Annotated in this window: 9 protein-coding genes; 4 read left to right on the forward strand and 5 right to left on the reverse strand. The window is 68.6% G+C overall.

All coding sequences use genetic code 11. The features are described from left to right. Nucleotides 1-75 precede the first annotated feature (75 nt). Entirely contained in the window at nt 76-1,023 is a 948-nt protein-coding gene (locus IHQ52_RS04270; RefSeq protein WP_096274866.1) for a sterol desaturase family protein, read from the forward strand. Here the strand turns inward: IHQ52_RS04270 and IHQ52_RS04275 are convergent. From IHQ52_RS04275 to IHQ52_RS04285, 3 genes are all read right to left on the reverse strand, one after another. Then, nucleotides 1,007-4,633, reverse strand: a complete 3,627-nt coding sequence (locus tag IHQ52_RS04275; RefSeq protein ID WP_024497947.1) for a murein biosynthesis integral membrane protein MurJ — start codon at nt 4,631-4,633, stop codon at nt 1,007-1,009. The two genes, IHQ52_RS04270 and IHQ52_RS04275, sit on opposite strands and share 17 nt — an antisense overlap. Before the next feature lie 341 nt (nt 4,634-4,974). After that, complete coding sequence (locus IHQ52_RS04280) at nt 4,975-7,608, reverse strand: DUF6049 family protein (RefSeq protein ID WP_238064131.1); 2,634 nt, start codon at nt 7,606-7,608, stop codon at nt 4,975-4,977. A 103-nt stretch (nt 7,609-7,711) separates the two neighbouring features. After that, a complete protein-coding gene (locus tag IHQ52_RS04285) occupies nt 7,712-8,908 on the reverse strand; it encodes an NUDIX hydrolase (protein ID WP_040005086.1) in 1,197 nt (398 codons plus the stop codon). Between the two features lie 227 nt (nt 8,909-9,135). Between IHQ52_RS04285 and IHQ52_RS04290 the strand changes: the two genes are divergently transcribed. Next, the gene (locus tag IHQ52_RS04290) at nt 9,136-10,578 is read left to right on the forward strand and encodes a CCA tRNA nucleotidyltransferase (RefSeq protein WP_006438702.1); all 1,443 of its coding nucleotides are present in this window, start codon (nt 9,136-9,138) and stop codon (nt 10,576-10,578) included. A gap of 19 nt (nt 10,579-10,597) precedes the next feature. Here IHQ52_RS04290 and IHQ52_RS04295 read toward each other — a convergent pair whose 3' ends face one another. Beyond that, nucleotides 10,598-11,524 (reverse strand): diacylglycerol/lipid kinase family protein, encoded by a 927-nt coding sequence (locus IHQ52_RS04295; RefSeq protein WP_006438701.1) that lies wholly within the window; start codon nt 11,522-11,524, stop codon nt 10,598-10,600. 48 nt (nt 11,525-11,572) lie between these two features. On the opposite strand from IHQ52_RS04295, the gene IHQ52_RS04300 reads away from it, so the two are divergent. Both IHQ52_RS04300 and IHQ52_RS04305 read left to right on the forward strand, forming a co-directional pair. Beyond that, nucleotides 11,573-12,154, forward strand: a complete 582-nt coding sequence (locus tag IHQ52_RS04300; RefSeq protein WP_040005084.1) for a TetR/AcrR family transcriptional regulator — start codon at nt 11,573-11,575, stop codon at nt 12,152-12,154. Between the two features lie 13 nt (nt 12,155-12,167). Then, the gene (locus tag IHQ52_RS04305; RefSeq protein WP_006438699.1) at nt 12,168-13,700 is read left to right on the forward strand and encodes a glycerol-3-phosphate dehydrogenase/oxidase; all 1,533 of its coding nucleotides are present in this window, start codon (nt 12,168-12,170) and stop codon (nt 13,698-13,700) included. Here IHQ52_RS04305 and IHQ52_RS04310 read toward each other — a convergent pair. Beyond that, on the reverse strand, nt 13,687-16,812 hold the full coding sequence (locus IHQ52_RS04310) for an MMPL/RND family transporter (protein WP_006438698.1): 3,126 nt from the start codon (nt 16,810-16,812) through the stop codon (nt 13,687-13,689). The two genes, IHQ52_RS04305 and IHQ52_RS04310, sit on opposite strands and share 14 nt — an antisense overlap. Nucleotides 16,813-16,847 lie beyond the last annotated feature (35 nt).

Genomic DNA, 16,847 nt, shown 5'->3' on the forward strand with positions numbered 1-16,847 from the left:
CAGCTTCTGACACGATACCTTGTCAGAATCAAACTGACATGCTGACGTGTCAGATGGTGTTCTAGGGAGTACACGGTGTTGGAGTTCTTGCCGGAACCGATGCGCGAGCCGACTGTCCTCGCGATCCCGTTCTTCGTGACGATGCTCGCGATCGAGTGGTTCGCCGCGGCCAAGCTCGAGCACGATGACGGCCACGATGATGACGGGGGCGGTCCTCGGCCGGGCGCATACGAGACACGCGATGCGCGCGCGAGCGTCCTCATGGGCCTCGTCTCCATCGGTACCAGCGCCTTCTGGAAACTCCTCGGGCTGATCGCCTACACCGCCCTGTTCACCTATGTCGCACCCTGGCACCTACCGATGAACCAGTGGTACTCATGGGTCATCGCCTTCGTGGGTGTGGACTTCATCTACTACTGGGTGCATCGCGTGTCGCACCGTGTGCGCATCGTCTGGGCCACCCATCAGGCCCATCACTCCAGCGAGTACTTCAACTTCGCGACGGCGCTTCGTCAGAAGTGGAACATCAGCGCGGCGATCGTGATGTGGCTGCCGCTCCCACTGCTCGGCGTGCCACCGGCCCTGGTGTTCTTCGCGTACTCGCTGAACCTGATCTACCAGTTCTGGATCCACACCGAGCACATCGACAGGATGTGGGCGCCGTTCGAGTACGTGTTCAACACCCCGTCGCATCACCGGGTGCATCACGGACGGGATCCCGAGTACCTCGACCGCAACTACGGCGGCGTCTTCATCATCTGGGACCGGATGTTCGGGTCCTTCACGCCGGAGGTGCGCCGCCCGCGCTACGGACTCACCAAACCGGTGGACACCTACAACATCTGGAAGCTCGAGACGCACGAGTATGCCTCGATCGCCCGCGATGTGAAGTCGACGACGAGCTGGCGTGCCCGCCTCGGCTACATCTTCGGACCGCCCGGGTGGGCGCCGAAGACGGATGGACCGGCCGCCGAGGCCGCGGCGCCGAGCGTCGCGAACGAGTCGGTCAGCCCGCCATCGTGACGCGGCTGATCTCGGCCTGATAGCCGCCGGCCGCACTGGGAAGGGTGGTGATCCATACCATCACGTAGCGGCTGGCCTGCGGAGACGCGATCTCGATCGTCGTCGGGTTCTGGTCGACGCGCCCCGCGGCGACCGGCGTTGTCCGGGCGAATGCGGGCTTCGCGTTCGGCGAGGTGCGGACCTCCACGTCGAAACCCGGGGTCGGGGACTCGATGGTCACCGACTTCACGGCCCGGTCACTGCCGAGGTCGAACATCAGGCCCAGGCCCTGCTTCAGACCGCCGAAGTCGGGTCGCCCCCGATAGTTGTCGGTCTCCCATGGCGGCGCGGCGCCGGTGATGACGTTGCCGACGTTGGCCGAGTTGTCCGGCGGCTGTGACGAGAAGTCGGTCACAGACACCGACTGCAACGGGATGTCCTGGGCCGGCGGGGCCTCGGTGGGCGCCTTTGCGCCCGGCGCCTGTTCACCCGGCGTCGCCGGCTCCGTCGTGGTCAGGATCGAATCGATGTCGCTCGAGCCGTCACCACTTCCGAAGACGTTGGTGGCCCCCACGATCAGCGCGATGACCACGAAGATCGCGAGGAGTCCCGCACCGACGAGCAGCGCGATGTTCTTTCTCCCCGGCTTGTGCTCGGTGCCGCCGACACGTGAGGCGACCGTGACCGGCGGCGGGGCGTCGGCATCGGTGATCGCGGGGAGCATGTCGGTGTTGAGGTCTACGACGGTGGCCTGGTCGAGGACGTGCTGGACCGTCGCAGCCGTCCGGATCCCGCGGGTTCCGTCGAGCGCGCGCGCCGCGACCGCCGAGATCTCGAACGGGATGTCGGGCTTGCCCGCCCGCGGTTCCAGCGGCTGACCGTTCTCGCCCGGCGCGGCCACCGGGATACCGCCGATCGGTTCGGTGACGTCGTCGGTGGTGACCAGACGTGACCCGTTGTCGGGATCGAGTGTCCACCGGTTCAGCAGCAGTGCGTAGAGCACCGCACCGAGGCCGCGGACGTCGGAGGCCTTGTCGTCCCCGGCGAGCGTGCCCGGGAAAGCGAGAACCGCGTTGCCGTCGTGGCTGATACGGATGCGATCGGGGTGGTCGATCGACAGCGCACCCCCGGAACGATGCGCGATCTCGGCGGCGGCCGCCAGCGAACGCACGGCTCGCGCCGCGCCGATCGGCGACGGTTGGGTCCGGGCGACGTCGGCCAGCGACGATCCGGGCACCCACTCGGCGACGACGATCCCGCCGGAGGATCCACGCACCACGTCGAGGACTCGCGCCACCCCGTCGGAGGTGATCTGTCCGAGCCGGAGGGTGCGTGAGAGGACGGCCTGGGGTCCCTGGTCGGTCGTCTTGACCGCCTGGCCGCGCTCGAGCGGCGGTGCGAGTTGGTCGGCGTCGACGAAGGTCAACGCGACCTCTCGGTCGAGGTTGATGTCCTGGGCGCGCCAGAACTGCAGGCCGCGGGTGCCGCCGTGCTGTTCGAGCAGGCGGTAGCGTCCACCGGCGACCGCGGCGCCCGGGATCAGTCGTGGACCGCGGGGACGGGTGGAACCGCCCGGTGCGGCGGCACCGGCCGCCTCGGGAGTCTGGGCGTCGGGAGACTTGGCGTGAGTGGGTACGTGCGGAGCCTGCGGTTCGCCGGGGCCGGATTCGACGGGCGACCCGGTGGGCACACTCGTGTCGATCTCGCTGTCACTCACGCGACGGACTCCTTTCCTCCGGTATCTGATGTCGCGCGGAACCGGTGCACGCTCTGGGATGGGACGCACACCCCGGCCCGCGCCGATCGCGCCACCGGAATGTACGGAGTACGACTGCCACGTCGCGGTACCCCTGTCGAAGCGGCGTAGCACCTGTACCTGACCAGAGTACGGGAGCGATTCGTCTCCGGAGACGCGCGGAAACTGAACTGTGATCGCCGGGGACTGTTCACGTTCGGGCTCCGCCGGCGGTGCGAGCGCCGGAATGAACCGACCGAGGACACGGCGTACCGCGTTGCTGATCGCGACCACGTCGGGCACCCGCGCGGCGGCGAGGCCGGCGTAGGTGACCGTCAGCACCACACCGGCGGTCAGGATGAGATACAGGACCGAGCCGACCTTGCCGAACCAGCCGATCATATGGTCGAGGCCGGAGATCTTCGCGATCGCCCAGACCGCCGCCGAGACGCTCAGTGAGACCGCGATGGTGACCAGCGTGGTGCGGGCGACGTTCGACAGCCGGGCGCCGTGCAGACGGCTGCGCAGCAGGAAATGTCCGACGACGGCGCCGACGAGGTAGCCGAGACCGTTGGACAGGGCCAGCCACCGCACGACGTTCGACGGGTCGTCGAACAGGACGGGACCCAGGTACGACGACGTGACCTTGACGACCGTGATGCCCAGGGCGATGAACGTCGGGGTCCAGGCGTCCTCGCGGGCATAGAACACGCGCAGCTGGACGAGCGTCATCGAGTACGGGATCAGCGTGAACGCGCCCCAGGCGAGCACCGAACCCAGCTGGGCGGCGTCGGAGGCGTCGAACCGGCCGAAGTTGAACACGGCGATCGCGATCGCCGGCCCGAAGAAGGTCATGAACGACACGACGGGGACCAGCGCGACCATCGTCAGCCTGGTGGCCAGCGACAGGTCGTCGACCACGGCCTTCGTGTCGTCGGCGGCCGCGTTGCGCGACAGTCGCGGCATGATCGCGGTCAGGATGGTGACGCCGAGAACGCCGTAGGGCAGCTGCAGCAACTGCCAGTGGGTGAAGTAGATGCTGACGCCCGACGCCTGCGCGGAGGCGGCGATCCGGTAGGTCGCGATCAAACCGACCTGCAGCAGCGCGACGTAGGCGACGATCGCCACGGCCATGTTGCCGAACTGGCGCAGACGCGCGTCGATGCCCCACTCCAGTCGCAGGTGCACGCCCGCCTTGCGCAGGAACGGCACCAGGATCATCGCCTGGAGTACGACGCCGAGGGTGCAGCCGATGCCGAGGACGAGCAGCTGCGGATCGCTCATCCGGACCGGGTTGAGCGTGATCTCCCCCGGTACGAGGGCGTACAGGACGAGCGTCGTGATCTGGACGACGTTGTTCAGCACCGGCGCCCACGCACCGGGTTTGAACAGGCCGCGCAGGTTGAGGATCGCGATGAACAGAGCCGAGAGACCGTAGAACAGGATCTCCGGTAACAGCAGGTAGGCGAGATGTGTCGACAGATCCCGGTTGACCTGTCCGTCACCGAGGTTGAGGTAGGTCAGCAGCGGCGCGGCGATGACCGCGAGCACGGTCGCGGTTCCGAGGACGACGACCGTGATCGTGAAGATCCGGTTGATGAACCCCTGGCCCCCGTCGGGATCCTCGGCCTCCGCGCGGGCGAGCAGCGGGATGACGATGGCCGTCAGCACCGCGCCCAGCACGACCTCGGCGATCATGTTCGGCAGCACGTCGGCGGCCTGGAACGCCGAGGCGATGCCCGATCCCAGCATCGCCAGGATCAGCACGGTCCGCAAGAAGCCGGTGATGCGACTGAAGAGGGTGGCGATCGCGATCGAGCCGCTAGTCCGCAGGATGCTCGAGTCGGAGTCACGTGCCAGACCGGTCGACGACGTCCCGTCGTCGCCGGCGGTCACCTTCTTCGACGAGCCGGTGTGGACAGCGTCCGTCTCGCCACTGTGTCGTTCGCGGTATCCGGCGGCATCGAGCCGACCGGGACGAGCCGCCGGCGGGGCGTCGACACGGACACCACCGGGTACGGGGCCAGGGGTGTGCCGGGCACCGGGGTTGTGCGGTGGCGGCGCCGGGGGGCCGGGACGGGGCGGTGGCGGTACGGGCCCGGAGCCGGGCGGAATCCGGCGGGGAGCGGCGCGTTCCGGACGCTGGGGAGGCACCGCACCGGGTGTCCCCGGCCGCGGTTCGCGCGGCACATCGTTCCAGTTCACGTACTGTTTCGCCGTCCTCGGGTAGTGCTCGATCAGGGGTCGTGCGGGTGGTCTGCCGGCTCCTCGCCGGGCGGCCGACCCTCGCCTTGCAGGGTACGGCGTCGCTCCTGATACCCGCTTCCCGCCAGCATTCGCTCGAGTTCGTCGGGTTCGGGACGGTCGGCGTCGGCGGGGTCGGGCTGACCGCGGAATCGATGCCACAACCTGCGGGCGGTCAGCAGCACGAGCGCCACGCCCGCGACGATCGTGATGTAGAACAACGGTTTGCCGTAGGCGTTTGTGTGCACCCGAAGGGTGATCGGCTGGCCGAGGGACACCCCGGTCACCGTGGCCAGCCGGATGTCGATGGTGATCGCCTCGGACGTCTCCCCACGTGTGGGGAGCTGGATCTGGCGTGTTCCGCGGGCCGGGATCTCGATCACCCCGAGATCGCCGATCTCCACCCCCTCGGGTGCCGACGTGGTCAGGCGGGCACGGACCGGCAGGGCGAGGTCGTTGCGGACGGCCAGCAGGACGGGGCTGCGTTCGGACGCCAGCGTGTAGCGGCCGCCGGGGTCGAGGATCGTCACCGACTGACCGAGCCGGTGCAGGGTCGACGCGACGGCGTCGACGCGCTCCTCCTGGAGCCGGCGCAGATGCGTGTAGACGGCGGATCCGTCGCCGTCGGGGGACCTGATGGCGCGCAACTGGTCCTCATGCAGCGGCGACATGTACCGCTCCGGGGTCGCCGCGACATCGGCCGACCGGACCAGCGCGCCCTCGAACTGCCAGCTGTCCTCGACATTGCGCCGGATGGCGGCGGTGGCCTGCGTCGTGAGCACGGATCCGAGGCGGCCCACCGGTCCCACACCCGGCGGGTTCGTCAGGCGGCCGGTGGCGGTCGTGGCGCCGAGTTCCTGGACGAGGGTCGGCAACGGTGTCGGGGTCGCGGCACCCGACTCGAGCAGCAGGCGGGCGGTCGCGAACAACGCATCCGAATCGGCGACCGTCGGGGACCAGTAGGTCGGCGGGACGAGGAACGCTGATCGGCCCACCACCGGATTGCGGGGCGTGGAACCGTCCTCTCCCGAATCCGGTTCCGGCGCCGCGATCGCCGGATAGGCCAGTGCGGCGAGAGCACTCTGGCGCCGGCTACCGACCGATTCGTCGGTGAGGTCCACCTGCTGTGAATCGGGTGTGAGGGCCGGCGTGCGCGGCGCGGTGCCGATCGCGGCGAGCGAGGCCGTGATCGGTGCGTCGAAGGTCTGAGCGGTGAGGCGTCCGACGCGGTACCGACCGGTGTCGTCGCGGCGGCCGGTCGGGACGACGGAGTTCGACGCCAAGGCGGTCGACGTCATCCCGGCCTGCGCGAGGGCGTCGGCACCGGCGTCGTCGATCGCGCCGAGAGCGGGCACCGACAGTCCACGCACGCTCCGGACGTCCAGGATCACGTCGACGATGTCGGCGGGACCACGCAGTGCGGCCTCGGTGAGTCCCGGGATGCCGATCCGGCTGAGCGAGGTGAGATCGGCCTGGGCGAACGGCAGGGCCACCACGCACATCCGGCTCGCGGTCCAGCGCAACGCATCGAGCCAGCGTTGAGCGACGTCGGAACCGTTGCCCCGGCGGGTGGCCGAGGTCGGGTCGGCGGGGTTGGTCGACACCTCGTAGCCCAGGGACATGGCGCGGACGGTCACCAGGAGGTCGGGGTCGATGGCCAGGCACATGCTGTCGGCGAGCTTCTCCGAACCGGGCATCGCAGCGGGCGTCGGTTCCGACGAATCCGCGGCGGCGGGCTCGGACGAGGGCGGGCCGGACTCCTCCCGCGGTGGTTCCCCGACCACCTTCTGGAGTGCCGTGAGCAGCTCGTTCAGTCGCCCACCGGTGTCGAGGGAGCGGGCCATGTCCTCGTTGATGAGACGGACGGGTTCGGTGTTGCCGCCGAGGACTCCGGGGGCGAGCTGTGGCGGTGCGGCCAACGGCCAGAGCAGGGTCATCCGGGCCGGTCTGGCGAGGTCGGCGGAGATGGAACCGTCGGGTCCCAGGCCGGGGACGGCCGGCGATCCCGTGTCGTCGGTCGTCGGGTCGACGTAGTCGCGGGCGCGGATCTCGTCGGGCGGCAACGAGAGGACCGGCAGCAGCATCCGCGATCCCGCGACCTGCGCCGCGTTGCCGTAGTCGGGGGTGCCGTTCACGTTGACCTGCATCGGGTAGACCCCGGTCTCGGAGATCCCGAGTCCCCGGCCGTCCGGCCCGGAGCCGGCGGACAGCGCCATGGACATCCGGAAGCCGACGCTCTCCCCCGGTGCGAGGGACTCGCTGAGCGCCTCGAACGGGCCCGCGACGGCGACCGCGGGGTCGTCATCGGCGAGCTCGGTGCGCAGTCCCGACGCAGCGGCGACCGCATCACCGCGCTCGAGTCGGATGGACAGGTTGCTGATCGAGCGGTCGCCGATGTTGTCGACGCGACCACTCACCGTCACCACCGGACGGCTGGTGGTGGTGATGATCGACGGGGTCATCGAGTCGATGACGATGCGCGCGAACCGCGGCGTCGACTGCTGTGCGGCGCCGGCCGACCCGGTGGCATTCGTCTCGGGCACGGCGGAAGCCGGTGCTGCGACGCCCGGCAGGGACAGCAGTGCGACGATCCCCAGCACCGCTGCCAACGCGGTCACGATCTGCACCCGCCGGGGTCGGAGGATCCCGCCGCGACCATCGTGACGTCGCTCGGGTCCGCGGCGAGAGAGTCGGGGGAACGGACCGGACCGGGCAGGCAACTGACGCGGGTCAACCATCGCCGGCCGCGGGCCGTCGGGGACGGCGTCGGCGCCGGCGGGGACGAGCCGCAGGCGGGGGCTCGTTGCGGCGCTGATTGCGCGCTGCGGCGGCTTTCTCATAGGCGTTGGGTTCGGTGCGAATGCTGTCGGCCTCGGACTGGGCGAGCCGGGTCGGGTCGGCGGCGAGATCGGCGATCACACCGCGGGCCATCCGGGCGAGTCGCCGCTCGTCAGAGTACGTGAGGCGACGCGGCAACTCGTGCAACGGCACCCACGCCACCTCGCTGACTTCGTAGTCGGCGTCGGACAATTCACCACCGACACAACGCAGCAGGTAGTGGTGCACTGTCTTGTGGATGCGACGACCCTCGCTCACGAACCAGTAGTCGATCTTGCCGAGCGGTGCGACGACCGTGCCCTGGATCCCGGTCTCCTCCTCGACCTCCCGGATGGCGGTCTGCTCGGCGGTCTCGCCCGTCTCGATGTGCCCCTTGGGCAGTGACCACATCATCCGGCCGCGACGATCCACCCGCCCGATCAGTGCGGCGGACAAGTCGTCGATGGGCCGCCCGAGATCGGAGATGACGAGTCCGCCGGCCGAGGTCTCCCGTACGGTCCGCAGCTTGTCGGTGTTCGTGCGATCGGCGGTCCGGTCGGCGGTGCGATCGGCCCGCGCGGAGCGGCGTCGACCCTTGCCGTTCTTTCCGGTCGCCTGCGTCAGGCCCTTGGTGGTGATGGTCGCCGTGACCGTGGCCATGTCCGAGGGCTTGGGTGGCGTCACCCGGGGACGTGCGCGGTCGGGGTCGACGGGCAGCTTCTCCACCGACTCGGCCTCGACGGGGTCGGGGCATGCGGGATCGGCGGTCCGGGCGCGCACGAGATCGTTCGGCGTGGGCCGGCCGGTCGTCGGCGCCGGTGGCGTGGCCGGATTGTGCTGTTTGTGGGTGCCGGGTTTGTGGCCGTTCGGTGTCGGCCCGCTCTGCTTGGAACCGGACTGCTTGTGTCCGGCGGCGGCGTGACCACCGCTGTTGTGCGCAGTCGCGGTTCCGCGACCCTCGCCCTTGCGCTGTCCTCGACGGCGCCGGCCACGGCGGGTACGACGTCCCTGGCCGGATTGGTTCTGACCTGCCTGTCCGGTGCCGTCCCCACGCGAACCCGACGAGACGTCGCTGACGTCTGAAGGGTTGGTCGAGGAATCGGTGGACACTCCACGATGCTAGCGGCATGTCACCTGCAGTTTGCCCGGACGCCTCGTAGTGCGAGAAGGATGTGGACGCCCGGCCACGGAACCCACGGACACGGTGTACGACGGATATCGACAGGTGACCACGACCCGGCCGTGGGCCGGTCTCCTCCACGGCGTCGATGCCGCGGGTGACGACGGTAGGGTGGCAAGCCGTGAATGACTCTTCTCCGTCGGATGTACGGCCGACGGTGTCGGATCCGGACCGCAAGGTGCGGCTGATGGCCGCGGCGGCGATAGCCCTCCGGGAGCTCGACGACGTCCTGGCTCCTCTCGGTGAGCTGTTCGCGTCGGCGGGTCACGAGTTGTACCTGGTCGGCGGCTCGGTGCGCGACGCCGTGCTGGGCCGCCTCGGCAACGATCTGGACTTCACCACCGACGCGCGTCCCGAACAGGTGTCCCGTCTCCTCAAGGGGTGGGCGGACGCGTTCTGGGATGTCGGGATCGAGTTCGGCACGGTCGGCGTCCGCAAGGGCGACCACCAGATCGAGATCACCACATTCCGCGCCGACACGTACGACCAGGTCAGCCGCAATCCGGAGGTCACCTTCGGCGAGACCCTCGAAGACGATCTCGTCCGCCGCGACTTCACCGTCAACGCGATGGCCGTGCGTATCGGTGCCCGGGGCGCCGAGGACTTCTGCGATCCGCTCGACGGGATGACCGCGTTGCTGGCCGGTGTCATCGACACCCCGGCGACACCGGAGCAGTCCTTCGGCGACGATCCGCTGCGGATGCTGCGTGCCGTCCGCTTCATCTCCCAGCTCGGATTCCGGCTCGCGCCGCGCGTGTGGCAGGCCATCACCGAGATGAACGGAGAGATCGACCGCATCACCGCCGAACGTATCCGCGCCGAGCTGGACAAGCTCATCTGCGGTGAGTTCCCGATCGACGCGATCGACGCGATGGTCGATACGGGCCTGGCGGAGCGGGTGATGCCGGAGATCCCCGGGATGAAGCTCACCATCGACGAGCACCACCAGCACAAGGACGTCTACCAGCATTCGCTGACCGTCCTGAAGCAGGCGATCGACCTCGAGGAGGGCGATCCCGACCTGATCCTGCGCTGGGCGGCACTGCTCCACGACATCGGCAAACCCGCGACTCGACGCCACGAACCCGGCGGCGGGGTGAGCTTCCATCACCACGAGGTGGTCGGAGCCAAGATGGTGCGCAAGCGGATGAGAGCGCTGAAGTATCCCAAGGCTGTCGTCGCCGACGTCGCGGACCTGGTGTTCCTGCACCTGCGGTTCCACGGATACGGCGACGGTGCCTGGACCGATTCCGCGGTGCGGCGCTATGTCAACGACGCCGGTCCCCTGCTCGACCGGCTCAACAAGCTGGTGCGAGCCGACTGCACCACGCGGAACAAGCGCCGCGCCCGCCGGCTGCAGCAGAACTACGACAACCTCGAACAGCGGATCGCAGCGCTCAAGGCGGCGGAGGATCTCGAGAAGGTTCGTCCCGACCTCGACGGCAACGCGATCATGGAGATGCTGGGCGTGCCGCCCGGCCCGATCGTCGGCCAGGCCTGGCGGCATCTGAAGGAACTCCGCCTCGATCGTGGGCCGCTGAGCCACGAGGAGGCCGAGCAGGCTCTACAGGAGTGGTGGGCGTCCCGCGGACAGAAGTAGGCGCGGCGAGAAGAGGGTGTCAGCTCCCGGAGTGATGCCGCGCCGCCGGCGTGAGCACCTCGATCGCGCGCGGGACCGCCTCGAACACCGCGGGCAGTTCGCCGACGAGATCGCCGTCGACGGACACCAGTGCGGGCGGATCGCAGTACAGCTCGACCTCTGAGCCGCGCATCGTCTGGACCAGGGGGTGATCGACGTGCTTGCCGGTGAACACCTTCGGGAAGACGCCGGCGAGCGTCGGTCGGGCCAGGCGCGGCGGGTTCTTCGCAAGCGTGACGTCGAGCAGTCCGTCGGACACCGATGCCGTCGGGGTGATCCGCATCCCGCCGCCGTACGACGTGGTGTTCCCGATGGCGGCGAAGATGAGGTCGGCCTCGACGGTGTCGTCGTCGACACGGACCTGATAGTGCCGGGACCGCAGGGCGATGAGTTCGAGCAGCGCGGCGATCGTGTAGCGCGCCTGGCCGCGGGGCCAGCGCATGTCGATGGCGCGTGCGGTCACCGCCGCGTCGAAACCGGTGGCGGCGACCGTGGCGAACAGCGCGGTCCGGCCGTCGGGGAAGCTGACGCGGCCCAGGTCGACGGGCTCCCGGTGGCCGCCGAGAATCACCTTGACGGCTTCGGCGGTGTCGAGCGGGATGCCGAGATTGCGGGCGAAGTCGTTGCCGCTGCCGGCGGGGATGACGGCGAGGGGCTTGCCCGAGCCGATGCTGGCCTCCACCGCGAGCCGGATCGTGCCGTCCCCGCCTGCGACGGCCAGGACGTCGGTGTCGCCCCGGGCGGCCTTTCCGGCGAGGTCGGCGGCGTCGGCCATGTCCTCACCGACGATGACCTCGACCTCGATCTCCTGAGCCCTCAGAAGATCGGCGGCGTGATGGGCCACGCGCAGGCCGGTTCCGTGCCGCGCGTATGGGCTGGCCACGATCGTGGCGTGTTCGATGGTCATCTGGTCGGCCCCCCGCCGATTGAGTGATCCGTTACAGTGTTACACATCATGTCAATCCGTAACGAGGAGATCGGGGATCTCGTTCTGGACGCAGCCAGGGTCTGCCTGCTGCGTAATGGCGGTCGCAAGGTGACCGTCTCCGAGGTCGCCCGCCGAGCAGGGGTGAGTCGTCCCACTGTCTACCGGCGCTGGTCCGACATCACCGAGATCATCCGTGATCTGCTCACCCGCGAGGTTCTCACCATCGTCGACGAGGTGGTCGGCGAGCGCGGTGAGCCCGAGGACCTCGACGCACTGGCCGACCAGGTGGTGACGGTGGTCGGGGCGTTGCGCGACAGCGAACTCATCTCGTCGCTGTGGCGTGAACAGCGCGACTTCATGGCGCCCTATGTGTTCGAACGTCTCGGCACCAGTCAGCAAGGGATGCTGGCCCTGCTGGCGGACATGCTCGCGCACGGTCAGGGTCGCAAACAGGTACGCGCCGGCGACGCCAAGCGGATGGCGTCGATGGTGCTGTTGATCGCGCAGAGTTTCCTACAGTCGGGCGCGCTGGTGTCGGACATCCTGGCCGAGGGATGGGGTACCGAACTCCACAGCGTGGTCGTCGGCTACCTGCGACCGGTGCCGTGAGGGTGTCGTTCTGATGGCCACGTTGTCCGTTCGAACCCGCCGACGGGCTCTCGAGTCGCTGGCGTCGACCGCCGAACCGGTCGACCTCCTCGTCGTCGGCGGCGGGATCACCGGTGTCGGTGTCGCGCTCGACGCCGCCACCCGTGGTCTCCGTGTCGCCCTCGTCGAGCAAGGCGACCTCGCGTCCGGCACCTCGCGGTGGAGCAGCAAACTCGTCCACGGCGGACTCCGGTACCTCGCGAAAGGTGACGTGCGGATCGCTCGGGAGAGTGCTGTCGAGCGACACCATCTGATGACGTCGATTGCCCCACACCTGATCTCGCCGCTTCGGCAGATCCTTCCCGATCGTGGTGAGCGCCAGACCTCGATTCTCCGCGTCGGTATGCGTGCGGGAGATCTGTTGCGCCGCACTGCGGGAACGTCGAGCTCGCTGTTGCCGCCGCCGTCGCGGATGTCGGTCATGGAGACCCTCGGGCGGTGCCCGACCCTGTCGCCGGCCGGACTCCGCGGCGGTGTGTCGACCACCGACGGCCAGTTGATCGACGACGCGAGGCTCGTCGTCGCCGTGGCGCGCACCGCGGCCGCGTACGGCGCGTTGATCTGCACGCACACCCGAGCCGATCGGGTCGACGGTCGGGGTGCCACGCTCACCGATCTCTTCTCGGGGGAGAGCTTCGACGTCGGCGCACGGATGGTGGTGAACGCCGCCGGGGTGTGGTCCGGATCGGTCGACGACTCGATCGCCGTGCACCCCAGCCGCGGAACACATCTCGTCGTCGACGCGGCGACCTTGGGCAACCCGACCGCCGCGCTGACCGTACCGGCGGGAAATTCGTTGTCCCGGTACGTCTTCGCCTTGCCCGCCCAGTTGGGTCGCGTCTACATCGGAATCACCGATGTCGCTGCCCCGGGCCCGATCCCGGATGTCCCCACCCCGGACGACGCCGAGATCGACTTCCTGCTCGACGGGATCAACCCGGCACTGACACGGCCTCTCGATCGCTCCGACATCACCGGCGTGTTCGCCGGTCTGCGGCCGCTCATCGACGAGCGCGGGACCGCCGATGGCGTGGCATCGGAAGGCCTCGCGGACGTCTCCCGCCGGCACCACGTCCGAGTTCGCGGCGACGGCCTGGTGACCGTGCTCGGGGGCAAACTCACCACCTACCGCCGGATGGCCGAGGATGCGGTCGACGCCGCCCTGGCCACCACCGAACTGACCGCGGGTGAGTGTGTCACCACCACGACCGCGCTGGTCGGAGCCCTGCGCGACCCGCGTGAGTCGCGACTCCCACCGTCGCTGGTCGCGCGCTTCGGCGGCGAGGCGCCGACGGTCGTCGAGTCGGCCACCGTCGACCGACCGCTGGAGCCGGTCGCGCCCGGTATCGACGTCACCCGCGCCGAGATCGAGTTCGCGGTCACGCACGAGGGGGCCGTCGACGTCGACGACGTCCTGCACAGGCGGACGCGGATCGGGTTGGTCCGGCGCGACGCGGACCTGGCCCGGCCCGAGATCGAGACGATCGTGGGCGTCACACTCGCCTGACATCGCCGGCCGGCGCCGCTCCGACCGGCGAGGTCGCCTGTTGGCGGTGTGGTGCGCACTGGTGGGGCCTTCTCGGCCACCAGTTCACGGTGCCGAGCTTCGCCGCGATGAGGGGGACGACGATTGTCCGGACGACGAACGTGTCCAGCAGGAGGCCCATTCCGATGATGAAGCCCGCCTGCACCAGCGTGGACACCGACCCGGCCATGAGCCCGAACATGCTGCCCGCGAAGATGATCCCGGCCGAGGTGATCACGGAACCGGTCTTGACGATGGTGCGCAGCACACTGACCCTGGTGCTCGTGATCGACTCCTCCCGCAATCGCGAGACCAGGAGCATGTTGTAGTCGGCGCCGACGGCGACGAGGACGATGAAGGCCAGCAGGGGAACCGTCCAGTGGATGGATTCGCCCAGGATGTACTGGAAGAACACGACTCCCACTCCGAGTGTTGCGGCGTAGTTGAGTACCACGGTCATCAACAGGTAGAGCGGTGCCACGAGCGCGCGGAGTAGCGCCATCAGGATCAGTCCGACGATGAGGAGCGTCGCAAGGGCCAGTACCCAGAAGTCCCTGGTCATCAACTCCTGGAGGTCGGAGTTGATCGCGGGGAAGCCCGCCATGGAGACCTCGGCGGCGTCGAGAGTGGTGTTGGGCAACGCGCTTTCGGCGACGCCCTGGATCCGCTCGCTGAGACGCATCGCGTCGGCCGAGTAGGGATCGCTGGATGTCTGCACGATGAATCGGACGGTCTTGCCGTCCGGAGAGACGAACTGCTGTGCAGCATAGGCAAATCGGTCGTCGTCGAAGGCGTTCGGCGGTAGGTAGAAACCGACGGCCGAATCGGTGCCGCCGACGTCTCGTGAGGCTGCGCGTAGCTGGGTGGCGAGCTGTGACATGCCCCCGAGCATGTCGAGATTCGAGTCGACCAGGGATCGAACCCCGTCGGCGAGGAGTCCGGCCCCCTCGGCCAGCTGATGTACTCCGCTCTGTAACTGTGTCAGCTGTCCGGACAGGTCGGCCGGGATCGAACCCACCGTCTGGTTCAATGAATTTGCCGCACTCTGCAATCGGCCGACGACCTCAGATACCGGGGTGTCTGCGGACTGAAGATCGTCGCCGAGCCGGGCCATGTCGGTGAAGAGCCCGCTGCGGTGTGTGCGCACCAGATCGCTTGCCCGGGTGCGGAGCTGGACACACGTCGGCACAGCGTCGCACCAGGGCATGTCCAATTGGGGCACCACAGGCGCGAGTGCGGTGATCGCGTTGTCGACGCTTTCCGCTGCCGACCGTAGCGAGTTGCTCGTACGCATCAGGTTGTCGATCGCGGGTGCGTTGTCTGCCAGCACCGACAACAACGGTTCGTACTGTGACAGAGCCGAACCCGTGGATTGCACCTGGGTCAGCAACGGTGCGAGTGGTGCGAGGCCCTCGCTGATCTGCCGATCGAGGAGTGCCAGAGCGTCCGCAAGTTGGTCGGCCCCGCCTGCGAGGGTCTCCAACTGGCCACGTCGGGAATTGCCGGCATCGACGGACTTCTGCACCTCGTCGCCGATTCGAGCGTTCTGCCAGGGCAACTCGGCCTGTTCGAGACGGGAGCCGGTCGGTCGGGTTATCCCGACGACTCTGGTGACCCCGGGCATCTGCGCGACCCGCGTCGCCATCTGCTCCAAGTCGGCGAGTCCGCGTGCGGTGCGCATGTCCCGAGGTGACTGGATCAGGAGGAACTCCGCGATCACGGTATCTCGCGGAAAGTGGCTGTCCAGCAACGCGTAGCCGAGGTTGCTGTCGGATTCGGCGGGCTGACCGGCGCGGTCGTCGTAGGTGACCTGCATGGTCGCGGCCACAGCGCTCAGCGCGAGGAGCGCGACCATGCTGACGGCGAAGAGGGGGACCGGTCTGCGAATCACCAACACACCCACCCTGTTCCAGTACTTCCTGGTGAGTTCGGTGCGGGGCAGACCGATGCCGCGGCGCGCTGCCGTGGACAGCAGAGGTGGCAACAAGGTCACCGTTGCGGCGAACCCCACGACGACCGCGACCGCGCAGGCGGGACCGACCGACGCGAATGCACTCAACTTCGCGAGAAGCATCGCGAGGAACGCCAGGGCGACAGTCGCCGCCGAGGCGAGGATGACTCGTCCGATCGAGGCGGCGGCGTCGACGATGGCGTCGTCGGGATCCATGCCCTGTCGGAGTCTTTCGTGGAATCTGCTGATGAAGAAGACCGAGTAGTCCACACCCGCGCCGAGCAGGATCGCCGTCATGAACGCAATGGTGAACTGGGACAGCGGGAAACCCGACTGGCCGAACCACGACAGCAGTCCTCGGCCCACCGCGAGGCTCATGCCGACGACGATGAGCGGGAGAAGCGCGGTGAACACCGAGCGGTAGACGATCAGCAGGATCGTCACGATCAGCGCGATCGTCGCCAGGGTGATCACGGTCAGATCGGCTTCGGCGGTGGTGATCTGGTCGCTGAAGGTGGCGGGCGGTCCGGTGACGTGCACCGACGTTCCGGTGCCGTCGAACGCCTCCCGCGCGATCTCCCGAACCGCTTCGATCGCCAGAGTGGAGGTGGTGCCGCCGATTGTTCCGGCGACGCCGACCGGCAGGTACCACGCTTGCCCGTCCGCGCTGGTGGCCTGACGCGCAGTCCGGGGATCACCGACGAGGTCACGGACCGACAGCACGTGCTCGGAATCGGAACGTAGCCGGTCGACCATCGTCTCGTAGCGATCCCGGACGGTTTCGGACAGTCCTGCCGGGTTCTCCATCGTGACGAAGACAGAGTTGGTCGCGCCCTTCTCGTCGAAGGCCTCCCCCATCCGGTCCAGGGACTGGAAGGACGCGACGTCGCGGGGTAGCGGATCGAGCGACTGCTCTCGGACGACGGCTTCCAGCTGCGGGAACAGGATCGCGAGCGCAGCCGCGGCCGCGATCCACGCCCCGACCACGGCGAGTTTGTGTCGCAGTGTGAACCGAGCGAGCCGTTCCAGGGTCCGGCTGTACTCGCCACGTCCCTGCGGTTTCGGCTGCCGGCCACCGGCCGGGGGCGGCACGTGATCGGTCTTGCTGACAGCGTCCACGACGACCTCCCCGATCCGATACATACTGGATCGCAACGCTACAGGATGTATCGAAACTT

Source organism: Gordonia amicalis (genome assembly GCF_022059885.1).
GTDB classification, from domain to species: Bacteria; Actinomycetota; Actinomycetes; order Mycobacteriales; family Mycobacteriaceae; genus Gordonia; species Gordonia amicalis.